The sequence below is a fragment of the Mycolicibacterium lacusdiani genome, assembly GCF_021916785.1.
Lineage (GTDB): Bacteria > Actinomycetota > Actinomycetes > Mycobacteriales > Mycobacteriaceae > Mycobacterium > Mycobacterium lacusdiani.
In genome coordinates this window covers 186,814-209,914 of sequence record NZ_JAKCFC010000008.1, presented here as the reverse complement: position 1 = coordinate 209,914, position 23,101 = coordinate 186,814, and the positions used below count along the sequence as shown (strand labels likewise).

Annotated in this window: 18 protein-coding genes; 6 read left to right on the top strand and 12 right to left on the bottom strand. The window is 69.9% G+C overall.

Annotation, left to right across the window (positions count from 1 at the left end; all coding sequences use genetic code 11):
- Positions 1–5 precede the first annotated feature (5 nt).
- From LOK44_RS22490 to LOK44_RS22470, 5 genes are all read right to left on the bottom strand, one after another.
- A complete protein-coding gene (locus LOK44_RS22490) occupies positions 6–1,913 on the bottom strand; it encodes a glycosyltransferase family 39 protein (RefSeq protein ID WP_237572306.1) in 1,908 nt (635 codons plus the stop codon).
- Positions 1,910–3,175, bottom strand: a complete 1,266-nt coding sequence (locus tag LOK44_RS22485; RefSeq protein WP_237572305.1) for a bifunctional glycosyltransferase family 2/GtrA family protein — start codon at positions 3,173–3,175, stop codon at positions 1,910–1,912. Before LOK44_RS22485 ends, LOK44_RS22490 begins: the two co-directional genes overlap by 4 nt.
- A 62-nt stretch (positions 3,176–3,237) precedes the next feature.
- A complete protein-coding gene (locus LOK44_RS22480; protein WP_372481295.1) occupies positions 3,238–5,127 on the bottom strand; it encodes an ArnT family glycosyltransferase in 1,890 nt (629 codons plus the stop codon).
- A 14-nt stretch (positions 5,128–5,141) separates the two neighbouring features.
- Positions 5,142–6,785 carry a sensor histidine kinase gene (locus LOK44_RS22475; protein ID WP_237572304.1) on the bottom strand — a complete coding sequence of 548 codons (1,644 nt, stop codon included), beginning with the start codon at positions 6,783–6,785 and terminating at the stop codon, positions 5,142–5,144.
- On the bottom strand, positions 6,763–7,467 hold the full coding sequence (locus tag LOK44_RS22470) for a response regulator transcription factor (RefSeq protein ID WP_237572366.1): 705 nt from the start codon (positions 7,465–7,467) through the stop codon (positions 6,763–6,765). Before LOK44_RS22470 ends, LOK44_RS22475 begins: the two co-directional genes overlap by 23 nt.
- Before the next feature lie 173 nt (positions 7,468–7,640).
- Between LOK44_RS22470 and LOK44_RS22465 the strand changes: the two genes are divergently transcribed.
- Positions 7,641–7,796: a hypothetical protein gene (locus LOK44_RS22465; RefSeq protein ID WP_237572303.1), complete on the top strand. Its 156-nt coding sequence runs from the start codon at positions 7,641–7,643 to the stop codon at positions 7,794–7,796.
- A 107-nt stretch (positions 7,797–7,903) separates the two neighbouring features.
- On the opposite strand, the gene LOK44_RS22460 is transcribed toward LOK44_RS22465, so the two are convergent.
- Positions 7,904–8,155: a hypothetical protein gene (locus tag LOK44_RS22460; protein ID WP_237572302.1), complete on the bottom strand. Its 252-nt coding sequence runs from the start codon at positions 8,153–8,155 to the stop codon at positions 7,904–7,906.
- Between the two features lie 216 nt (positions 8,156–8,371).
- On the opposite strand from LOK44_RS22460, the gene LOK44_RS22455 reads away from it, so the two are divergent.
- Genes LOK44_RS22455 through LOK44_RS22445 form a run of 3 tightly spaced genes read left to right on the top strand, consistent with a single transcriptional unit; the run spans position 8,372 to position 12,111 of the window.
- Positions 8,372–9,349: an oligopeptide ABC transporter permease OppB gene (locus tag LOK44_RS22455; protein WP_237572301.1), complete on the top strand. Its 978-nt coding sequence runs from the start codon at positions 8,372–8,374 to the stop codon at positions 9,347–9,349.
- The gene (locus LOK44_RS22450; protein ID WP_237572300.1) at positions 9,346–10,227 is read left to right on the top strand and encodes an oligopeptide ABC transporter permease OppC; all 882 of its coding nucleotides are present in this window, start codon (positions 9,346–9,348) and stop codon (positions 10,225–10,227) included. Before LOK44_RS22455 ends, LOK44_RS22450 begins: the two co-directional genes overlap by 4 nt.
- Before the next feature lie 60 nt (positions 10,228–10,287).
- Positions 10,288–12,111: an oligopeptide ABC transporter ATP-binding protein OppD gene (locus tag LOK44_RS22445; RefSeq protein ID WP_237572299.1), complete on the top strand. Its 1,824-nt coding sequence runs from the start codon at positions 10,288–10,290 to the stop codon at positions 12,109–12,111.
- A gap of 15 nt (positions 12,112–12,126) precedes the next feature.
- Here LOK44_RS22445 and LOK44_RS22440 read toward each other — a convergent pair whose 3' ends face one another.
- On the bottom strand, positions 12,127–12,414 hold the full coding sequence (locus LOK44_RS22440; protein WP_237572298.1) for a cupin domain-containing protein: 288 nt from the start codon (positions 12,412–12,414) through the stop codon (positions 12,127–12,129).
- Complete coding sequence (locus LOK44_RS22435; protein WP_237572297.1) at positions 12,411–13,355, bottom strand: homocysteine S-methyltransferase family protein; 945 nt, start codon at positions 13,353–13,355, stop codon at positions 12,411–12,413. Before LOK44_RS22435 ends, LOK44_RS22440 begins: the two co-directional genes overlap by 4 nt.
- A 111-nt stretch (positions 13,356–13,466) precedes the next feature.
- Between LOK44_RS22435 and LOK44_RS22430 the strand changes: the two genes are divergently transcribed.
- Positions 13,467–15,137 (top strand): oligopeptide ABC transporter substrate-binding protein OppA, encoded by a 1,671-nt coding sequence (locus tag LOK44_RS22430; protein WP_237572365.1) that lies wholly within the window; start codon positions 13,467–13,469, stop codon positions 15,135–15,137.
- On the opposite strand, the gene LOK44_RS22425 is transcribed toward LOK44_RS22430, so the two are convergent.
- Complete coding sequence (locus LOK44_RS22425; protein ID WP_237572364.1) at positions 15,124–16,374, bottom strand: alpha/beta fold hydrolase; 1,251 nt, start codon at positions 16,372–16,374, stop codon at positions 15,124–15,126. The genes LOK44_RS22430 and LOK44_RS22425 overlap by 14 nt on opposite strands.
- Positions 16,375–16,483: 109 nt before the next feature.
- Between LOK44_RS22425 and LOK44_RS22420 the strand changes: the two genes are divergently transcribed.
- Positions 16,484–17,698 (top strand): acyl-CoA dehydrogenase family protein, encoded by a 1,215-nt coding sequence (locus tag LOK44_RS22420; protein ID WP_237572296.1) that lies wholly within the window; start codon positions 16,484–16,486, stop codon positions 17,696–17,698.
- 7 nt (positions 17,699–17,705) lie between these two features.
- On the opposite strand, the gene LOK44_RS22415 is transcribed toward LOK44_RS22420, so the two are convergent.
- From LOK44_RS22415 to LOK44_RS22405, 3 genes are read right to left on the bottom strand one after another with little or no spacing between them, the layout of a single operon-like run.
- Complete coding sequence (locus tag LOK44_RS22415; RefSeq protein ID WP_237572295.1) at positions 17,706–19,250, bottom strand: GMC family oxidoreductase; 1,545 nt, start codon at positions 19,248–19,250, stop codon at positions 17,706–17,708.
- 37 nt (positions 19,251–19,287) lie between these two features.
- Positions 19,288–21,903, bottom strand: a complete 2,616-nt coding sequence (locus LOK44_RS22410) for an AAA family ATPase (RefSeq protein ID WP_237572294.1) — start codon at positions 21,901–21,903, stop codon at positions 19,288–19,290.
- On the bottom strand, positions 21,900–23,048 hold the full coding sequence (locus LOK44_RS22405; RefSeq protein WP_237572293.1) for a metallophosphoesterase family protein: 1,149 nt from the start codon (positions 23,046–23,048) through the stop codon (positions 21,900–21,902). The genes LOK44_RS22410 and LOK44_RS22405 overlap by 4 nt, the downstream gene beginning before the upstream one ends.
- Between the last annotated feature and the right edge of the window lie 53 nt (positions 23,049–23,101).

Genomic DNA, 23,101 nt, shown 5'->3' with positions numbered 1-23,101 from the left:
CAGCCTCAGGATCGCGGTGATTCCAGGTCGTAGACGGTCGTGCCGCCGACGTCGGACTTGGCGAACGTCTGCTCGACCCACGCGGTGATCTCCCCCGCGCTGCCGCCGCGCTGTCCTGGCGGGCCGCCGCGATCGGAGGCGATGAAGTACCGCACCTGACCGTCGGCGACGTACTGCTGGAATTCCGCCAGGGTCGGCGATGGGTCGCCGCCGGTGAAACCACCGATCGCCATGAGCGACTCGCCCGTCTTCAGCTCGAGGTCGCTCACCTGCATCGACCCGATTGCCGCTGCGGCCCAGCGGGTGTCGGCGTCGGCGACCAGAGTCTGCAGCTGGGCGTTGTCGGACTGACCGAAGGGCCCGCCCCATCCAGCTCCCGGACCGCCACTGGGACCACCGAAGCCGAAGCCCTCTGCCTTGGCGGGACCGGACGTCGCCATCGGGCCGCCGTGGTTCGCCGCCACCGTCTCGATCGAGTAGGCCGCAGTCGCGCCGACACCGAGCAGGCAGGCCAGCGCCGCCACGACCACCGTCACCCGGCTGCCGCGCCGAGCGCCGACGGCGACTCCGACGGCCACCACGGCCGATCCGACCAGCAGCACCCAGCGCAGTACGGGCAGCCACTCCGGTGTGCGGCCCAGCAGCACGAAGGCCCAGACCCCCGTGCCTGCCAGCAGCGCCGCCAACACCAGTCGCGACCAGAGGAGCGACCTGCGCTGCCACAGTTCGGAAATGGTCATGCCGACCAGGGCGCCGATCGCGGGCGCCAGCGCCACCACGTAGTACGGGTGCACGGTGCCGTCCATGAAGCTGAAGACGCCCGCGGTGACCACGAGCCAGCTACCCCACACCAGCAGACCGGCACGGCGCAGGTCGGTGCGGGCAGACCGCCACGTCAGCCACGCCAGCACGACCATTCCGATCAGCGCGACGGGCAGCAGCCACGACGACTCGGTGCCGAACGACGGGCCGAACATCCGGCCGATGCCGGGGTCTCCGCCGAAGAAGAGGTTGCCGCCTGGAGGCCTGCCTTCGCCGCCGCCGGGGCCGAAATCGCCACCCCCGCCACCGGGACCGCCACCACCGACGATGCGCTCGAGACCGTTGTACCCCAGCGCGAGCTGCAGCAGGCTGTCGTCGGTCGACCCCGCGATGTAGGGTCGCGATCCGGCGGGCCACAGGCTCACCAACGCGACGTACCAACCGGCGGAGACGACCAGCGCCGCACCGGCGACGAGCAGCCCACCGACCCGTCGCCACAGCGAGAGCGGGGCGGCGACCAGGAACGCCAGCGCGAAGCCGGGCACCGGCAGGAACGCCTGCAACATCTTGGTCAGGAACGCGAACCCGACGACGGCGCCCGTGAGCGCCATCCACCGGTAGCTGCCGTTCTCCACCGCGCGCACCGTGGTGTAGCCCGCCACGACGAGCAGGAACACCAGCAGCGCATCGGGGTTGTTGTAGCGGAACATCAGCGTGGCGACCGGGGTGAGCGCCAGCACCGTGCCCGCGACCAGGGCGGCGCCGGGGCCGCTGGTGCGCTTGACGGTGAGGTAGAGCACCGCGACGGCCGCGACGCCCATCAGCGCCTGCGGTAGCAGCATCGTGAACTCGTTGAAGCCGAACAGCCTGCCGGACAGGCTCATCAACCACATTGCGGCAGGCGGCTTGTCGACCGTGATCGCGTTGCCCGCGTCGAGCGAGCCGAACAGCCATGCCTTCCAACTCTGCGTACCGGCTTGCGCGGCCGCGGCGTAGTAGCTGTTGGCCCAGCCCGAGGATCCCAGACCCCAGAGGTAGAGCACGGCGGTACCCGAGAGCAGCGCCAGCAGACCCGTTCTCGCCCAGCGAGGTTCGGGGGTGTCGGTCCGGTCGGCGGGCGCTGGTGTCCGATGGTCGGCGGTGACGGTCATGAACGGGCTCCTTCAGAAGTCGAGCGGAGGCGCCGCGGGTGGAAGACCCAGCCCCGCAACAGGACGAAGCGGACGGCGGTGGCGAGCAAGTTGGCGAGCACCAGTACGGACATCTCGAGCATCCGGTGCGGTTGGTCGACGAGGGCGTGCAGGCCGGCGAGTGCGCCGCTGGTGATCGCCAGGGCGATGCCAAAGACGATCAACCCCTCGACGTGGTGGCGCGCGGCGTTGCCCGCGACGCCGAACGTGAACCGACGGTTGGCCGCGGTGTTGCCGATCGCGGTGACGAGCAGCGCGACGAGGTTGGCGGCCTGGGCACCGATCACGCCGTGCAGCAGCATGAACAGCGCCAGGTAGGCGGCCGTCGACGCGACCCCCACCGTGGCGAAGCGGACCACCTGTCGGAACAGTGAACGCGGTGCGGCCTGGGACGGTCCTAGTTGCGCCGCAATGGCATTGACGGGGATCGAGCCGTTGGCGAAGCCGCGGAGCAGACGCCCGACCCCCTTGAGGTCGGCAGCGGCGGTCGCGACGATGTCGACCCGGCTGTCGGGGTCGTCGACCCAGTCGACCGGCACCTCGTGTATGCGCAGGCCGCTGCGCTCGGCGAGTACCAGCAGCTCGGTGTCGAAGAACCATCCAGCGTCGGACACGTGCGGCAGCAACTCCCGCGCGACGTCGGCGCGGATGGCCTTGAACCCGCACTGCGCGTCGGAGAACCCCGCGGCGAGCGTCGACTTCAGGATCAAGTTGTAGCAGCGAGAAATGAACTCGCGCTTGGCCCCTCGCACCACCCGCGACCCCCGGCCCAGGCGGGTGCCGATTGCGAGGTCGGAGTGCCCGGAGATCAACGGAGCGACGAGCGGGGCCAGCGCGGTGAGGTCGGTCGACAGGTCGACGTCCATGTATGCCAGGACCTGCGCATCGGAGTGCGACCAGACTTCGCGGAGCGCCCTACCGCGGCCCTTCTGCTCCAGCCGCACCACGCGCACGCCGGGGAGTTCGGACGCCAATTCCCTTGCCACGCGAGGCGTCTCGTCGACGCTGGCGTTGTCGGCGATCGTGATGCGCACGGGGTACGGAAAGGTGTCCCGCAGGTGGCGGTGCACCCGGCGCACCGAGTCGGCCAGCGCGTTCTCCTCGTTGTAGACGGGGATGACCACGTCCAGCACCGGTACGCCGGTCTCGGCCGCGGCCCTGGCCGCATTGGGTCGGGATGCGAAGCGCGCGATGCGCTCGGTTCCCGTGTCGATGTCCGTCATGACTTCATCGTCGCCGCGCGCAGTGTGGTGGCCTTCTGCGCGAGCTATGCGCCGGCTGTGAGTCACGCCGTTGGCGCCGCGGTGAGGTCGTAGACCGCCACGCGATCGATGATCACCGGCGCATAGTGCGTCTCGACCCACTCGGCGATGTTCGCGGCCTCGCGACTCCCCGTTGGCTGCGCCTTGCCGAAGCTTCCCAATACCCCGTCGCTTCGCTCGCCCCGCCCCATGATCCTGCTGCGGATGAAGTAGTGCACGTCACCGTCGGCCACGAGGCGCTGGAATTCGGCGAGCGTCGGTGCGGGGTCCGTGCCGTTGAACCCGCCGACCGCCATCACCGGTGCGCCGCTGCCCAACTGATAGCCCGCGGCGTTGTTGGAGCCCACCACCGCTGCGGCCCAGCCGAATTGGTCGGCGTCGGTAGCCAGCAGCGCCGACAGGCCGGCACTGGGTTCGGGTGACGCGAGCAGTCCCCCGCCCATGCCGCCGAATCCGCGTGCCGGTCCGACTGACGGAATTGCACCGGTGTGCGCCGCGGCGGCCGTCTCGATCGCGTAGGCAGTAGGCGCGATCAGGCAGGCGGTGAGCGCCAGTCCGGCCACCGCGGCTGCCACCCGATGCGGCAGTCGAGCCACCACCAGCAGCAGCACGGCGGCACCCACTCCCACGACGGCGACGACCGCGCGCAACCACGGCAGCCAGTCGTCGTGGCGGGCGGCCAGGACCACGGCGAGGACGGCGGTGACGGCGACGGTCGACGCCATCGCGGCAGCACACCACGGCGTGGCTCGGTTGCGCCACAGCGTGATCGACCCGATGCCGATCACCGCGCCGAGCGCAGGTGCCAGCGCGACGGTGTAGTAAGAGTGCACGATGCCGCCGGCGAAGCTGAACACGAAAGCCGTCGTCAGCAGCCAGCCGCCCCACAGCACGAGTGCGGCACGCCGGGAATCGGTGCGCGGCGCGCGTCGGGTGAGCCAGAGCCCAGCCGCCAGGCAGACCAGCGCGGCAGGCAGCAGCCAGCCGGTGTAGGTCCCCATGCCCGCGCCGAGCAGCCGGCCCCAGCCGACGTCGTAGTCGAGGTTGCCAAGGCCGCCGACCTCCTCGCCGGTGATGCGACCGAGCCCGTTGTAGCCCAACGCCAGTTCGACGATGCTGTCGTGCTGGGAGCCACCGATGTACGGCCGCGACGAGGCGGGCCACAGCTCCACCAGCAGCAGGTACCAGCCCGCCGACACCACCAGCGCGACGGCGCCCGCGGCCAGCCGGAACAGCCGGGCCCGCAGCGGCGCCGCAGCAGCCATCAGGTACGCGACGCCGAAGGCGGGCAGGACGAGGAAGGCCTGCAGCATCTTCGCCAGGAAGCCGAAGCCCACGGCGACACCCGCTCCGACGAGCCACCAGCGGCTGGTGTCCGGCTCGCACGCGCGTTGCACGCAATAGGCGCCGACGACGAGCATCAAGACCAGCAGGGCGTCGGGGTTGTTGAACCGAAACATCAGCGCGGCGGCGGGGGTGAACGCGAACACCGCGCCCGCCAGCAGCGCCGCCTGCGGGCCCGACGCTCGGCGGACGGCCGCGTAGAGCACCGCGACGGCGGCCACGCCCATCAACGCCTGAGGCGCCAGCACGCTCCACGAGTTCAGCCCGAAGATCCGCACCGATAGATCCGTCACCCACAGTGCCCCGGGGATCTTGTCGACCGTGATGGCGTTGCCCGCGTCGCTCGACCCGAACAGCATGGCCGTCCAGTTCGCGGCCCCGGCCTGCGCGGCCGCCGAGTAGAACGCGTTGGCCCACCCGCTGGCGGACAGGTTCCACAGGTAGAGCACCGCCGTGACCGCGGTCAGCGCGCCGAAACCGGCCCGCTCCCACGTCACCCGCCGTGGTCGGTCGACCGATGGGTCCTGCGGGTTCGCCGCGCGCGGCAGTACGGCTATCACCTGCCCGATTCTCGGGCGCGGCGCTAGGCGTCCGATTGGTCCGAGCTGTGGCCGGCCTGTGAACCGTCGGGCAGCGTCACGACGAACCGGGTATCCCCGGGTGCGCTGTGGACGTCAATCGTGCCGTCGTGGGCCTTGACGACGGCGGCAACGATCGCCAGACCGAGACCGGTGCCGCCGTCGCGCCGCGAGCGCGACGAGTCGCCGCGGGCGAACCGCTCGAAGACCTCGGGACGCAGCGCCGCGGGGATGCCCGGTCCGTCGTCGGCCACCGTGAGCACCACGCTGCCGGGTCCAGGTGTCAGCGACGTCGTGACGGTGGTGCCCGCCGGAGTGTGGGTCCTGGCGTTGGCCAGGAGATTGGCCAGCACCTGATGCAGCCGCGCCTCGTCGCCGACCACGACCACCGGATCCGGTGGCAGATCGAGTGACCAGGCGTGGTCCGGGCCGGCCACGTGCGCGTCGCTCACCGCGTCCACGACGAGCCGCGAGAGGTCCACGCCCTCGCGGATCAGTCCGCGTCCGGCGTCGAGCCGGGCCAGCAGCAGCATGTCCTCGACGAGCTGGGTCATGCGGTGCGTCTCGGATTCCACGCGGCTCATCGCGTGGGCGACGTCGTCGGGCAGCTCAGCGCGTTTGCGTTGCGCCAGTTCGGTATAGCCGCGGATCGCCGCCAGCGGGGTGCGCAGCTCGTGGCTGGCGTCGGCGACGAACTGGCGGACCCTGGTCTCGCTCGCGTGCCGCGCCGACAACGCTCCCGCGATCCGGTCGAGCATGCGGTTGAGCGACGAGCCGAGCTGACCGATCTCGGTGTGCGCGCCCGCCGGGTCGACGCGCACGATGGGCGTCGGCAGGCTCACTTCACCGCGGTCGAGTTCGAGGTCGGCGACCGCGCGCGCGGCGGCCGAGACCCGCGACAGCGGTGCGAGTTGTCGTCTGATGACCAGGATTCCGGCGATCGTGGCGGCCAGGAGCGCGGTGATCGCCACGACGCAGAACATGCCGAGGACCCACAGCAGGGTGTCGTCGACCACGGCCGTCGGCAGTCCCGTGACGATCGTTTGGCCGCCGCGGCGGGACTGCATGCCGATGACGCGATAGCGGCCCAGCCCGTCGAGATCCACGGTTTCGGGATGGCGATCGGGCGGCACCGCGCCAAGTTGTTTGGTGGCCGCCGCGCTGACCGCCGACCGGCCGCCGTCGGAGGTGATGACCCCGGCGTCGACGTCACCGTCGCGCTCGACGACCGCGCCGACCGTGCGGGCAGCCTGCCCCGGCGCGTTGAGGAAGCCGGGACCGGGCCCGGCCTCCGGATCGAACCGCTGGCGCAGGGGAAAGTCGGGCGGAGCGGGGAAGAGCACGATGCGCGGCGGTTCCGGTGGGGCCATCGCCCCCGGCGGTCCGGGCCGCATGCCAGGGCCGAATGATTCCGGCGGAAGCGGCATGTCGGAGATCGCCGTCGACCGCCTGCCCGCTTCGAGCACCTGCTCGTCGAGCTGGTGCACGAGGAAGCGTTGCAGCGCGAACTCCGTGGCGACGCCGATGGCGGCGCAGACGGTCGCGAGCAGCACGATCTGCGTGACGAGCAGCCGGACTCGCAGCGACCAGGTGCGGGGCGAGAAGACGCGGGTCCCCGACCCGCCGCTAGCGGGCGGGCTTGAGGACATACCCGGCCCCCCGCAGGGTGTGGATCATCGGCTCGCGTCCGCTGTCTATCTTCTTGCGCAGATAGCTGACGTACAGCTCGACGATGTTGGACCGGCCGCCGAAGTCATAGCTCCACACCCGGTCGAGGATCTGGGCCTTGCTCAACACCCGTTTGGCGTTGCGCATCATGAACCGCAGCAACTCGAACTCCGTGGCGGTCAACGAGATCGGCTCACCAGCGCGGGTCACCTCGTGGCTGTCCTCGTCGAGGACCAGGTCGCCGACGACGAGCTGTGCGCCACCCGATTCGTCGGCGACGCCGGTGCGCCGCAACAGCGCACGCAGCCGCAGCACCACCTCTTCGATGCTGAACGGCTTCGTCACGTAGTCGTCGCCGCCCGCGGTGAGCCCGGCGATGCGGTCCTCGACGGAGTCCTTTGCGGTGAGCAGCAGCAGCGGCAGCCCTGGTATCTGGTTGCGCAACTCGTGCAGGACGTCGAGCCCGCTCATGTCCGGGAGCATGACGTCGAGGACCACGACGTCCGGCGGCGTGTGGCGTGCCGCCGCGATCGCCGATGCGCCGTCGCCGGCGGTGGTGATGTCCCAGCCCTCATAGCGCAGGGCCATCGACACGAGTTCGGCCAGCACGGGTTCGTCGTCGACCACCAGGACGTTGATCGGGCTACCGTCGGCGCGCCGCATCACGACGCGACCGGGCCCGTTGTCCTGTGCGGTGGTCATGGCTACCAGTATTCGCCACGTCGATGGGCCGAACCTGTGCCGGACCTATGCGTGGGCTGTGCAGCCCTACTCCTCACACCGTCGTCAGACACCGCGCACAGCCGGCTCCCACGTCGGGCAGCCAGAGTGGACCCGTGAGCACCTGGGGCATCCGCGGCACGCTGGCCGCGTTGGGCGTTGCGGCGGTCATCGCCGGACTCGGTGGCGCGGCGGTCTACGCCGCCACGGACGAGGGGCCGGGTGCGGGGTTCGTACATGGTCCGCCGCCCGCGCCCCTCGATCATCGGTGATGGTGGGCGATTACTCCGGCGGGCCAAATCCGTCCGGCGGGGTAGCGGTCACGGGCGGTACGGCGACGGTCGTCTCCGGCTCCGAAGGCGCGCGAGTGTGCACGCCGCTACTTGGCCGCCTCCTCCTCCGATGGCAACGGCGCAGGGCCCTTCATCGCCGGCTTTGCGACCGCGACTGCCGGCGCGGTGGGTGGCGTGGTCTCGGTGCTGGTGGCGCCGATCGACATCGTCGTGCTCTTGGCCAGGTCGGTGTGATCGGTTGGCGCGTTGACCGCGGCACTGAGCGTACCGATGGTCACCACCGCGCTTGCGCCGATGATCGCTGCGAGGAACCGATGGCTGCGGTTTGGCTTCGTCATGGTGTTTTCCCGGTCGTCGTGATCGCGTCGCACGTCCCGCCTGCGGTGTGCGACTCCACCTCCGAGTGAACGCGCCGAAACTGGGCGAACGCTGTGTCCTCGCCACGAGTTGGCTCCCCCTCGGTCAGGGCGAAACGCCGGGTCGCGAGGGCCGTTCGCAGCTGCATCGCCTGCGATCTCCTACCCTGTCCGAATGCGGGTAGCCGAGAGCGCGACGTGACGCGGTTCCTCGCTCGTCGCCTGTTCAACTACGCGGTGCTGTTGGTTCTGGCGTCCTTCCTGACGTTCTGTCTCACCGCGTGGGCGTTCAATCCGCTCGAGAGCCTGGAGAGCCGCAACCCCCGCCCGCCGCAGGCGGTCATCGATGCCCGCGCGGACGCGCTGCACCTCAACGATCCGGTGGTGCAGCGGTATGCCACCTGGGTGACCCACGCCGTCCGCGGCGACTTCGGGACCACGATCACGGGCCAGCCGGTGGCCGACGAACTCGGTCGGCGCATCGGGGTCAGCCTGCGGCTGGTGGTCATCGGGTCGGTGCTCGGCACGCTGATCGGCGTCGTCGTCGGCGCGTGGGGTGCGGTGCGGCAGTACCGGGTGTCTGACCGGGTCATCACGATCGTGTCGCTGCTGTTGATCAGCACCCCGACGTTCGTGCTCGCCCCGCTGCTCATGCTGCCCGCCAACACGATCAACTCCGCTCTCGGATTCGAGCTGTTCCAATACATCGGCGAGACGTCCACGACGGTAGCGCCGGGATTCTGGAACGGTGTCGTCGACCGGTTGCAGCACCTGGTGTTGCCGACGTTGACGCTGGCGCTGTTCGCGATCGCGGGGTACAGCAGGTACCAGCGCAACGCGATGCTCGACGTGCTCGGTCAGGACTTCATCCGCACCGCGCGGGCCAAGGGTCTGACCCGGCGACAGGCCCTGCTGCGGCACGGGTTGCGCACGGCACTCATACCGATGGCGACGCTGTTCGCCTACAGCGTCGGCGGACTCGTCACCGGGGCGGTGTTCGTGGAGAAGATCTTCGGCTGGCACGGCATGGGCGAGTGGGCCGTGCAGGGAATCGCGAACCAGGACACCAACATCGTCGCCGCCATAACGCTGTTCACCGGGGCCACCGTGCTGCTCGCCGGGCTGCTGTCCGACGTCATCTACGCCGCACTCGATCCGAGGGTGAGGGTCTCGTGACCACCGAAAGCGCCTTCGCATCCCGTCGCACGCTGACGCTGCGCCGCTTCCTGCGCAGCCGGCTCTCGGTGGCCGCGCTGGTCATCCTGCTGGTGCTGTTCGTCGGCTGCTACGCGCTGCCCCCGCTGCTGCCGTGGAAGTACACCGACCTCGACTACTTCGCCCTGCAGCAGCCGCCGAGCCCGAGCCATTGGTTCGGCACCAACGCGCTCGGCCAGGACGTGCTCGCCCAGACGCTGCGCGGCATGCAGAAGTCGCTGCTGATCGGCGTCTGCGTCGCGTTCGTCTCGACCGTCATCGCCGCCACCGTGGGGGCCATCGCCGGGTACTTCGGCGGCTGGCGCGACCGCGCCCTCATGTGGGTAGTCGACCTGCTGCTGGTGATCCCAAGCTTCATCCTGATCCTGATCATCACCCCGCGCACCAGGGGCGCAGACACGGTGATCTGGCTGATCCTGCTGCTGGCCGCATTCAGCTGGATGATCAGCGCCCGCATCGTGCGCGGCCTGACGATGAGTCTGCGCGAGCGCGAATTCGTCACGGCCGCCCGGTACATGGGCGTGTCCAACCGGAAGATCATCGTGCGCCACGTGCTGCCGAACGTGGCCTCCATCCTCATCATCGACACCGCGCTCAACGTCGGCGTCGCGATCCTCGCCGAGACGGGGTTGAGCTTCCTGGGATTCGGCATCCAGCCGCCGGACGTCTCACTGGGCACGCTGATCAGCGACGGCACGGCATCGGCACTGACGTTCCCGTGGCTGTTCCTGTTCCCGGCCGGGGTGCTGGTGCTGATCGTCGTGTGCGCCAACGTGATCGGCGACGGGCTGCGCGATGCGCTGGACCCGGGTGCGCGGACCCTGAGGCGGCGGCGATGAGCGCTTGCGCGAAGAGCAGAGGGCGGCGATGAGCGCTTGCGCGAAGAGCAGAGGGCGGCGATGAGCGAACTGCTCTCGGTGACCGACCTCACCGTCACCTTCCCCACCGACACCGCCGAGGTGGCCGCGGTACGAGGCATGTCCTTCGACGTTCGACCGCGCGAAGTCGTCGCACTGGTCGGCGAATCCGGCGCGGGAAAGTCCGCGACCGCGATGGCCGTGGTGGGCCTGCTTCCGGAGTACGCCGACGTAACGGGTTCGGTTCGGCTGCACGGCGAGGAGCTGATCGGCCTCGACGACGCGGGCATGTCCCGCGTCCGCGGCCGCACGATCGGCACCGTGTTCCAGGACCCGATGTCGGCGCTCACGCCGGTCTACACGGTGGGCGACCAGATCGCCGAGGCCCTGCGCGTACATCAGCGCAACCTGAGCCGCGCGGCGGCGAAGACGAAAGCCGTCGAGCTGCTCGAACTCGTCGGCATCAACCAACCGGACCGGCGCGCGCGGGCGTTCCCACACGAGCTGTCCGGCGGTGAGCGGCAACGCGTCGTGATCGCGATCGCGATCGCCAACGACCCGGACCTGATCATCTGCGACGAGCCGACCACCGCGCTGGACGTCACCGTGCAGGCGCAGATCCTCGACGTCCTGCGCACCGCGCGCGACGTCACCGGCGCCGGAGTGCTGATCATCACCCACGACCTCGGCGTGGTGAACGAGTTCGCCGACCGCGCGATGGTCATGTACGCAGGCCGTGCGGTGGAGACGGCGCCGGTGGACGTCATCGTCGCCGACCGCGTGATGCCCTACACCGTGGGACTGCTCGGTTCGGTGCCGCGCCTCGACGCGCCGCAGGGCGCCCGCTTGGTCCCCATCCCGGGTGCCCCGCCGACGATGGAGGCGTTACCGCCGGGGTGCCCGTTCGCGCCCCGGTGCCCGCTGGCGATCGACGACTGCCTGGCCGAGGAACCGGCACTGCTGCCCGTCGGCCCCGACCACGCGGCGGCGTGCATTCGCGTCGAGCACGTGGTGGGCCGCTCGGCGGCCGACGTGTACGGCGTGTCGACCGCACCCCCCGATGCCGGACGGGATCCCGACGCGCCCGTGGTGCTCCAGGTACGCGACCTCGTCAAGACCTACGAACTGACCAAGGGCGTGGTGTTCCGACGCCGGATCGGCGAGGTGCGCGCTGTCGACGGCATCAGCTTCGACCTGCGGCAGGGCCACACGCTCGGCATCGTCGGTGAATCCGGCTCCGGCAAGTCGACCACGCTGCACCAGATCCTCGAACTGACACCGCCGCAGGGCGGTTCGATCGAGGTGCTCGGCCGCGACGTCGCGGCGCTGGACCGGCGGGGGCGCCGCGAGCTGCGCGGCGACCTGCAGGTGGTGTTCCAGGATCCGGTGGCGTCACTCGATCCGCGACTACCGGTGTTCGAGGTGCTGTCGGAACCCCTGTCCGCCAACGGCTTCGACGCGTCCCGCATCGACGAACGTGTCGCCGAGCTGCTGACACTGGTGGGGATGAGGCGCGAGGACGCCAGCCGCTACCCCGCCGAGTTCTCCGGCGGTCAGAAGCAGCGGATCGGCATCGCGCGTGCGCTGGCACTGCAGCCCAAGATTCTCGCGCTCGACGAGCCGGTGTCCGCGCTCGACGTGTCGATCCAGGCCGGGATCATCAACCTGCTGCTCGATCTGCAGCTCCAGTTCGGGCTGTCCTATCTGTTCGTGTCGCACGACCTGTCGGTGGTCAAGCACCTGGCCGACCAGGTGGCGGTGATGCACCGCGGCGTCGTCGTCGAGGCGGGCAGCGCCGAGAGCGTGTTCGCCGATCCGCAGGACGAGTACACCCGGCGGCTGCTGGCCGCAGTGCCCACGGTGTAGCGGGCGCTCGACCGGTCAGTCCTTGAGTTCCACTTCGACGAACACCGCGGTGGCGTCCGACGAACTCACGACGTCGTGGTCGGTGCCCGCAGTGCCGTGGTACGGCGCTGCTGCGCGTTGCGTCATCTCACGGGTGGTGCCGTCGGCGTTCGTGACGGTGAACGTTCCGCCGGTGACGGGTATGACGACGTAGTCGTACTCGTGGCGGTGGGGTCCGGTGGAATCACCGGACTGCTCGAACGTCCACGTGGTGACTCGGATGCGTGGGTCGTCGATACCAACGGTGGCTCGCGCCGTGCTCATGATCGGTCCTCGGTGGTCGGCTCCCCAGGTGTGGACTCCGAGGAACGGTGCGAAGTCTCGCGCACCATGGCGCCGATGTGGCGCTCGTCGGTACCGCAGCAGCCGCCCAGGATGGACAGATGCGGGAGCCGGTCGAGGAGTTCGGCCTGCGCTGCGGCGAACTCGCGCGGAGTGCCGTCGTCGCGTTCGATGGCAGCGTCCAGATCCGCGTGGCCGGCGGTCGAGGCGTTCGCGCGTATCCCTGCGATGCGGCGGTTCCAGTCGGCCTGCTCCGGGCCGACCGCGGTGGCGATGTGGCTCGGATGCGCGCAGTTGACCAGGAAGTAGTCCGGCGGTGCCGCCTCGTCGACTGTCGTGATCGCCTCCGCCAAGCCGATGCCACTCAGTAGACGTCCGTCCGCGTCGACCGTGAACGACACCGCGATCGGCAGTCGCTCAGCCCGGGCGGCGAGCACGATGCCGATGGCCTCGCCGACGTGGGTGATGGTGTAGGCGGTGGCCAGGTCGGCAGAAGCGGCGGCGAACGCGGCCAGTTGCGGCCGGTGATAGTCGAACGCGGCGTCCGGGTGCGGTTCCGAGGACGCGGCGTACCCGTCGTGACGCGGCCCGATGCTTCCGCTGACGAGGATGTGGCCGATTGCGTCGACGTGGTCGCGGCGCAGTTCGGCCATGAACTCGATCGCCGCCGAGTTCACCCGCTCGAGATCGCCTGCGTCGTAGCCCAGGAGTCGACCCCAGTCCGGGTTGGCCCGCCAGGTGGGGCTTTCCAGCAGCAGCGGGTGCCCACCGGCCGACGCGATGGCGGCGTATCCGGCGTAGTAGTCGCGCAGCGCCGATCGGCCCTCGGCCGTGTCCAGCAGCACGAAGGCCGCGAAGTGCGGCAGGTTGACGCCGCGGCGGAACATCAGGTCGGTCTCGATGCCGCCGTCGGTGACGAACACTGTGCGCCCCCTTGGAGTCGGCTCGCGAGCCCGCAGGCTGGGGAGCTTCAGGGTACGGACAGACGCGGGCTTCCGGAGGTAATAGTGAGCAGACCACTAAAGTCGGTCGGCATGACGTTCCGACGCATCGCCAGCCTCCTCGTGGTGGCGGGCTTGACCCTCACGGCCTGCTCCAGCGGCGATCAGACGCCTCCCCCGGCAGGCGGCGACGCCGAAGTCGGCAGCACCAGCGACATGAACCCGCAGGATCCGGCCAGCCTGCAGGAGGGCGGGGCGCTGCGCCTGGCGCTGTCGGGCTTCCCGGAGAACTTCAACACGCTGCACATCGACGGCAACGTCGCCGACGCCGGGGCGATGATGCGCGCCACGATGCCGCGGGCGTTCCGCATCGCTCCCGACGGCACGGCGACGGTCAACCAGGACTACTTCACCAACGTCGAACTCACCAGCACCGATCCGCAGGTGGTCACCTACACGATCAATCCGAAGGCGACCTGGAGCGACGGCGCGCCAATCACGTGGGAGGACATCAAGTCCCAGATCGACGCCACCAACGGCAAGAACAAGGACTTCGCGATCGCCAGCCCGAACGGCAGCGAGCGCGTCGCCTCGGTCACCCGCGGCGTCGACGACCGCCAGGCGGTCATGACGTTCGCCAAGCCGTACTCCGAGTGGCGCGGCATGCTCGCGGGCAACACCATGCTGCTGCCCAAGAGCGTGACCACCACCCCCGAGGCATTCAACAAGGCGCAGTTGAGCCAGCCCGGCCCGTCGGCGGGGCCGTTCGAGATCACCAACATCGACCGGACCGCGCAGCGAATCACGTTGACCCGCAACCCCAAGTGGTGGGGCGCCACCCCGCGTCTGGACACCATCACCTACTCGGTGCTCGACGACGCCGCGCGCATCCCGGCACTGCAGAGCAACGCGTTGGACGCGACGGGACTCACCAGCCTCGACGAGCTGGAGATCGCCCGCCGCACGGCAGGCATCTCGATCCGCCGCGCGCCGGGGCTGGGCTGGTACCACTTCACGATGAACGGTGCGCCGGGCTCGATCCTCGCCGACAAGGGGCTGCGCGTTGCCATCTCGAAGGGCATCGACCGGCAGACGATCGCCAGCGTCACCCAGCGCGGCCTGGTGGACAACCCGGTGCCGCTCAACAACCACATCTACGTCGCGGGCCAAGAGGGGTACCAGGACAACAGCGGGGTCGTCGCCTTCGACCCCGAGGCAGCCAAGCGCGAACTCGACGCACTGGGCTGGACGATGAACGGCCAATTTCGCGAGAAGGACGGCAAACAGCTCGTCATCCGCGACATCTTCTACGACGCGGCCAGCACCCGCCAGGTCGCGCAGATCGCCCAGAACAACCTGGCGCAGATCGGGGTGAAGCTCGACCTGCAGGCCAAGGGTGGCAACGGATTCTTCAGCCAGTACATCACCGTCGGGAACTTCGATCTGGCCCAGTTCAGCTGGGTCGCCGACGCCTTCCCGCTCTCGGGTCTCACCCAGATCTACCTGTCCACCGGGGAGAGCAACTTCGGCAAGATCGGCAGCCCCGAGATCGACGCCAAGATCGAGCAGACGCTCGAGGAACTCGACCCGGCCAAGGCTCGCGTCCTCGCCAACGAACTCGACGAGCTGATCTGGGCCGAGGGGTTCAGCCTGCCGCTGACCCAGTCGCCCGGAAACGTCGCCGTACGAAGCAATCTCGCGAACTTCGGCGCCGCGGGGCTGGCCGACGTCGACTACACCGCGATCGGCTTCATGAAGCAGTGACGTTGCGGACCGCCCGCTGCACGACCGGTGGGACCACCGACTCGGCAGCTGCCGCGGCGCCGAGGCCCCACACCAGCAGGCGGAACCCGATCGGCGACGGCGCGGCGTCGAGTTCCGCTGCGCGCCCAGGCAGTTCGTCGGCCTTGCCCGCGACGACGGCCGCGGCGATCTCGAGTGCGGCGCGCTCCTTGGCGTCGAGCACGCTGTGCCCTGCCGTGGGCAGCTCCACCAGCACGGCATCCGGAATCAGCGATGCGATGCGGGCGGCGATCGACGGTGGCGTGGTCAGGTCGCGACCACCCGCGACGACGACGGTGGGCCAGGTGAATGCGGGCATCGCGGCGATCAGGTCATAGGGCTCGGCGACGAAGTCCGCGTCGCCGACGGCCATGTCGCGCAGTGGGACCGCCGGGTCGAGCGGCGAGCCGTCGGGCACCGCGCCGTAATTCAGCTCGCGGTAGCCGATCCTGCCGACGAGGTCGGGTTCGTGGTGGTAGGGCGTCTTGCGCTCGAAGACGAACTTGGTGCCGAGACCCACAGCGCCCCAGAGCCAGTCGTGTCCGGTGAGTAGCAGGTCGAGTTGACGCCGCAGGATGGCTGGACCGGCGTAGCCGTACAGCCCGGCCGCCATCTGCGTGGCAGCCGGCGTGAGCACGCCGTCGGCGACCAGGCGGCGCATCTTCGCAGCCAGTTCGGAGGTGTCGGGGTCGTCGCCGTCCCACAGGGCACGTCGGGTGGCGATGCGCACCTCGTCGATGTCGTCGGCCGACAGCAGCGGTGAGTCGAGCACCATCGCGTGCACCCGCTCGGGATGACGGACGCCGAGCCCGGCGGCGAGATACGTGCCGTACGAGGTGCCGTAGACGGCGGCGGACGACACGCCGGCGTCGTCGAGAACGGCGGCGAGGTCGTCGACCACCGCGTCGATCACGAGGCTCTCGGGTGGCAGGTCGGCGCCGGCGTCGTCGTGCCGGGACAGCCCGACCCCGCGGTGCTCGACCATGATGACGTCGAGACCCGCCTCGGCGAAGCGTCGTCTCGTGCCCCGGTACAAGGCCACCGAGGCGGCGCCGGGGCCGCCGGGAACGACGAGCAGCGGATGCTCGGACGGGGGCCCGGTGCGCACGTAGAAGAGGTCGAACTCGCGTCCGTCGCCGACCGGTCTGCGGACCGAGCGGACGCCAGGCAGCGCGGCGAGCTTGTCGTGTGCGCGCCTGCGCTTGGCGTTCATCGTCATCGCCGTTGCCCGGTCATCGCACTTCATTGTGCCCTTCGCGGCGTGCGCTTAGGTTCCCGGTGATTCAAAGCAGTGCCCGGCGCGGCAACCCGTCGGTACAACGGTGCTCATGACAACCGTCGAAGGCGTGAACAGAATCCTGCCGGGATCGACCGAGTGGACCACCCTGCTGGCCGACATCGGCTCGGGGGCGAAGAATCGAGACCTCGAGGACGTGAACCCGTTCGATCAGGTCGCCGCACTCAAGCGCGCCGGTTTCGGCACGCTTCGGCTGCCCGAGGCGCTCGGCGGTGCGGGATTGACCGTCCCGCAGCTCTTCTCGGCCGTGATCGACGTGGCGCGCGCGGATCCGATCGTCGCGCACATCTTCCGGACGCACTTCTGGTTCGTCGAGGAGCGGTTGCGGACCGTCTCCTCCGAGGGCTCCCGGCAGTGGCTGGCCGAGGTCGCCGCGGGCCGGGTGTTCGGCAACGCGTTCAGTGAGAAGGGCGGCAACGCCGTCGGCAGCCTGGTGTTCAACACGCGGCTGCTGCCCGACGGCTCCGGCGGGTTCCGGCTCGACGGTCAGAAGTTCTACAGCACCGGCACCCTGTTCTCCGACTACCTGACGGTCACGGCGACCACCGACCACGACTCGGTCGCGACCGTGGTGGTGCCCGCCAACCGGGCGGGCGTGAAGCTGGTCGACGACTGGGACGGTTTCGGTCAACGCCGCACCGGCACGGGCACCACCACGTTCACCGGCGTTGCCGTGTCGGCTGACGAGGTGCTGTCGGACTCCCCGTACGACGCCGAGCCCGTCCCGACGGTGCAGTACGCGTCACTGCAGCTGTTCATCCATGCCGTGGTCGCCGGGATCCTGGCCAACGTCGTCGACGACGGGATCGCACTGCTGCGCTCGCGTGACCGCAGCTTCAGCCATGCCGTTGCCGAGCGGCCCACCGACGACCCGCTGTTGCAGCGTCAGCTGGGCGAACTCGCCTCCACCGCCTCGATCGCGCGGGCCGTGGTGCTCGACGCCGCCGAGGCCATCGCGGCCGCGACCGCCTCGGAGGTCGACGGCATACCCGACGCGGACCTCGCCGCGGAGGCGCAGTTGCGCGCGGCGAAGGTCAAGGTGCACCTCGACGACGTAGCGCCCCAGGCCGCCACCCGGCTGCTCGAACTGGGCGGTGCCAGCGCGGCCAGCAGGCAGCGCAATCTGGACCGGCACTGGCGCAACATCAGGACGATCACCCTGCACAACCCGGTGGGCTACAAGGCGCGGGCCATCGGCGAGAACTTGCTGCACGGCACGCCGCTGCCCGCGAACGCCTACTTCTGAGGGTTGCTCAGGTCGACGCGGACTTGATCAGGTCCGACGCCTTCTCGCCGATCAGCACGGAGGGCGCGTGGGTGTGGCCGCGGATGATCGTCGGCATCACCGACGCATCGGCGATCCGTAGCCCGTCGACGCCGCGCACCCGCAACTGCGGGTCGACAACGCTGTCGGCGTCGGTGCCCATCCGGCAGGTGCCGACGGGGTGATACAGGGTGTGCGAGCACGTGTTCAGTGCGCGCTCGAGCGTCTCGTCGGACAGGTCGGTCGCCCCGTTGGGCCGCAGGATGGCCCCGAGCAGGCCGCGCATCGACGGCGCCTCGGCGATCCGGGCCGTCATCCGCAGGCCCGCCATCAGCGCTCGCCGGTCGGCACCGTCGGGGTCGGTCAGGTACCCCGGGTCGACGAGCGGCTTGATCAGCGGGTCGGCGGAGGCAAGGGTCACGGTGCCGGTGCTCTTGGGCTTGACCAGGATCGGGCCCATGACGATCGCGTGACTCTGGTGCGGCTCACCGATGCCCTCGTCGAAGAACGGCGCCGGAGCGAAGATCAACTCGAGGTCGGGCAGGTCGAGCCCGGGCTCGCTTCGGACGAAGCCGTACGCCTCGCCGACGTTGGAGGTCAGCATGCCGCGCCTGCGCAGCAGGTAGGCAATCAGTTCGAGCGGCTTCTCCGCGGTCTGCAGCGAGTCGCGCTCCACCTCGAAGCCCACCGGCACCACCAGGTGGTCGAGCAGGTTCTGTCCCACCCCCGGCGAGTGCGCAACGGCGTCGATGCCGAACTCCGCGAGCCGATCCCGGTCTCCGATGCCCGAGAGCATGAGCAGTTGCGGGGTGTTGACGGCGCCACCGCACAGCACCACTTCGCGGCGGGCTTCGACCACTTCGCGCTTGCCGCCGGAGTCGAACTCGACGCCGACGGCGCGACTGCCGTCGAACAGGACACGGGTGACGACGGACTCGGCGAACACCTTGAGGTTCGGATTGCGCATCGCCGGCTTGAGATAGGCGTCGGCAGCACTCCACCGCGCGCCTCGGCGCTGCGTGACCCGCGTCTCGCGAAAGCCGTCGGGCGTCGCGTCATCGGTCGGATCCACGGTGAAGCCGCACTCCTTGGCTGCCGCGAGCCATGCCGCGGTCGTGCTGCGTGGGCTGCGCTGATCGGAGACGTGCAGTGGTCCCCGCTCGATGCGGTCGTAGTAGCCGACGAGCTTGGCCCACGACCACTCCGGTCCGGCGTGCTCCGCCCACTCGTCGTAGTCGGCCGCGAAACCGCGCACCCACATCATCGCGTTCATCGAGGACGACCCGCCGAAGACCTTGCCGCGCGGCCAATAGATCTGCCGACCGTCGAGTTCCTTCTGCGGTTCGGTCAGGTAGTTCCAGTCCAGCGGTCCGCGGAACAGCTTGGAGAACGCCGCCGGGATGTGGACGAACTTGTCCTTGTCGGGCGGCCCGGCCTCGACGACGGCCACCCGCACGCCCGGAACGGCGCTGAGCCGGTTGGCCACGACCGATCCGGCTGACCCAGTTCCCACGACGACGTAATCAGCCTTCACGTCGCGTGAGTGTAGGAGCCGCCGCCGCGCTTTTCAGTCAAACCGCAGAGGTCAGCTCGATGCGCTGCGCGCCAATGACCCCGGCGTACCGCTCCGGGCTGCACGTCAGCACGATCACCTGACCGTCACCGCCCACGGCGTCGAAGACCTCGGCCATCTTGACCAGGCGATTCGAGTCGGTGAATCCGAGTGCGTCGTCGATGACAACCGGCACGCCGTCCTCCTTGGCGACCAGTGCCGCGCCCGCCAACCGCGCCACGATGCCGAGCTGTTCCTTGGCACCGCCGGACAGGGAGTCGTACGGCACCGTGCAGCCGTCGAGTGTCCGGGTCTGGATGCGCAGCTCGGCGTCGATGCCGACCTCGAAGTCGGAGCCGAACACGATGCGGCCCAGCCGTTCCACTTCGACGCGGAACGGGTCGACGTAGCGCTGCCGCGCGTCGTCGCGGTGGCGCGTCATGGTCGACCGCAGCAGCATGACGGCGTTCGCCCGCCGCTGCAGCCGGGCCCAGTCGGCCTCGGCGTGCGCGCACTCCATCTCGGCGGCGTCGAGCCGACCGTGGCGACCCTCGGTGCCGTACACGCCGAGCTGCGCCGTGGTGGCGACCAACTGCGCGGCGACGTCACGGTGTCGGCGGCCCAGGCGGTCTGCCAGCGCATTCGCTTCGGTCAGCTCGGCGGCGACCACGGCGGGCTGGGCGCCGTCGAGTTCGATGCGAAGCGCCTCGACCCTGGTGGTCGCCTCGCCGAGCCGTTCGGCGGCCGCGTCGGCCCGCAGCACGAGTTCGTCGTCGGTGATCGACGCCCGCCCCTGCTCCAGCCGCTCGGCAAGCATCTGCGCGCGTTCCCGTCTTGCGTCGATCCTGCTGCGCAGAACCGTTGTCGCCGGGGCCTTCTCGTTGACGCGCGTCGATGCCGTCGACGCTGCGTCGCGCAGTGCGGCGCAGGTAGCGAGTGCCTGCCGGTGCGCAGCCGCTGCGGTGTCGAGTTCGGTACGCGCGGCGTCGGCATCGGGGGCGTCGGCGGGCAGGTCGGTGCGCAGGGCCGCCAGCCGGCGTCGCAGGGCGTCGACGTCGTCGTCGGCAGCCTGCGCGTCCCGCGTGGCGCGAAGCTGCTGTCGGGTCGCCGTCAGGTCGCGCCGCCGCTCGTCGAGGGCACGCGCGGCCTCGACGTCGTCGACACCCACGTCGTGCAGCACCTGCGCGAGTACCTGCGCCTTGGTGTCCAACTCGTCGCCGGTGTGGGCGGCCGGGGTGCCGGGCACCACCCGCACGGTCAGCAGCCCGGGCATCTCGACGTCGGTCGGTGCGGTCGCACTGGTCGACCACGCGGCACCCGCGTCGAGGGACACGACCTCGCCCGCGACGGTGACCGACATGCATTCCGTCGCAATGATTTCGATGCGTGCCGACGCGGCCTCCGCCGCGGCCGCAGCCACGTCGACAGCCGCCGACGCCGCCTCGATCAGACGCATCGTCCGGTCGGACAGCGGAATCTCGGCGAGTAATGCGTCGACGTCGCGGAGGCGGGCGTCGGCGGCGTCGATCTTGCTCAGTCGCAGCGTAATTCGGCCCGCCTCGTCGTGTCTGGCGATCTGCTCGACGACGGTGCGCGCCGCGTCGACCTCCGCCTGCCACGCCTCGACGTCGGCTGTCGCGGCCAGCACCGCGGCGGTCGTCTTGGCGTGCGCCTCGCGTGCCTCGGTCTCCTCGAGCGTCGCCTGGTCCAATGCGGCCGCGAGCGTCTCGACCCCGGAGGCCTCCTGCTCGAGTTCCGTTCTGAGCCTGCGACGCTCGTTGAGCGCGGCCGTGGCCGCGACCTGCGTCGACCGTGCAGCGTCCGCGACGACCTTCGCCTGGGTCAGCCGTTCGGCAACCTTGCTCACGGTGTCGGCGGCGGCGCGTGCGGCCTCGAGGCGCTTCTCGACCACCGACCGCTCGGCGTCGAGTTCGGCGAGTTCGGCGGTGAGGACGTCGTGCCTACCCACGGCCTCCTCGATCTCGGCCACCGCCGAGCGACATTCGGTGACTGCCGCTGCGGCGGCTTGACGGCGCTTGAGCGCTGCGGCCCACTCCCCCGTCGGCTTGCCCGTCTGGGTGAAGTAGCGCCGGAACTCCTCGTCGATGCGATCGACGAGCAGCGGTTCGCTTCCCGACAGCGTCACCGCCTGACCTGCCGCCACGTCGAGCGCCCGGGACAGGGCATCGCAGCCCGAGAGGTCGACTGGTGACGTCGACGACGTCTGCAGTACGCGCTGGGCCTGCCACAGTTGGACGTCGACGGTCTCGTTGAGGATGGCCTGCACCCGTTCGTGCGCCTCGTCGCCCGTGAGCTGTTCGCGGACGGGTGCGGTGACGGTCAACTCGGTGACCGGGCGCTTGTGGTAGCGCTTGAAGTAGGTGAACCGGTAAGGCCCGGTGGAGATCTCGGCCTTGACCTCGGCGCCCTCATCGACGTGCGTCGGCTTGACCTGCTTCACCTCCTTCTTGCTGGAGCGGTCCTTGGCCTCCAGCAGGAGGTCGAGCGCCTCGATCATCGACGACTTGCCGATCTCGTTGGCGCCGCACACCACGACGACGCCGCGGTCGGGGAATTCGACGTCGCGGAAGGCGATGCCGCGGTAGTTGCGCAGTGTCAGCCTGTGCAGTTTCACGCCGCACCCCGATCGACCAGGCGGAGCAGCAACGCCAGCGCCGCGCGGGCGTCGTCGGACTCTTCGCCGTCGGTCTTGGCCGTGGCGACCAGTTCGTCGACGGCGGCCGCGGCGAACCCGCCGATGCCGAGATCGTCGAACTCCCCGTCGGCAGGCAGTACCGCGATGTCGGTCTGACTGTCCCACAGCGAGAGTGCGGCAAATCGGCGCATGTACTTGTCCAGGCACGCGTCGAGCGCCGCCTTGTCGGTGACCGTCAGCGATCCGTTGAGACCCACCTGCACGACGGTGCGGTCCTTGTCGGTGAGCAGGTCGAGGTTGAGGTCGAGATCGGTCACGTCGCGGCTGGTGTCGACGGTTCGGCACAGCGAGACGAAGCGCCACGTCCCCACGCGTCGGGCCTCGACCTCGACGCGGCGGGCGGGGTCGGTTTCGTCGACGTCGACCACCAGCACGTGGCCGGGATCGTTTTCGACGTGGTCGTAGTTGGTGACTTCCGGCGCCCCGGAGTACCACACCCGACCGGTGTTGCCGACCTTGGTCCGAGAGTGCTTGTCTCCCAGGGCCACGTAGTGCACGGCGCCGCGGGCCAGGGCGTCCTCGACCGCGGCGAGCCGGATGAAGGACGGCTTGTCCCTGTCGGCCTGGAACACGTCGACTCCACCGTGTCCGACGACGATGCGGGTCACGCCGTCGTCGGTCAGGCCGGCGAGGACGTCGCCGACCAGGTCGGTGGTCGGAGCCTTGGAACGCCAAGGTGCAGCGACGATCTCGAGACCGGGCCGCACTTCGTGCACGCCGGCGCGATCCAGTACCACGACGTTGTCGGGCCGCTCGTCGGTGAACAGGGCGCTGGTGTACACGGAACCGGCGTCGAGCGGATCGTGGTTGCCGGGCAGCAGGTACACGGGTACCTCGATGCGACGCATGGCCTCCAGCGACTGGCTGATGACGCGCGGTGCGAGGTGGTTGTCCTCGAACACGTCGCCCGCGACGACGACGAACTCGGCGCCCACCTCCTTGGCGATCGGTCCCATGGCGGCGACGACGTCACGGCGGGCAGCCGAATACCGCGGTTGCGCCTCGTCGTTCAGGAAGTGGCGGGTCATGCCGAGTTGCCAATCGGCGGTATGCAGGAATCGCATCCCATCGCCCCCTCTCGTCTGGTCGTGCGTCCCCGTGATCTCGGGACGCCAGG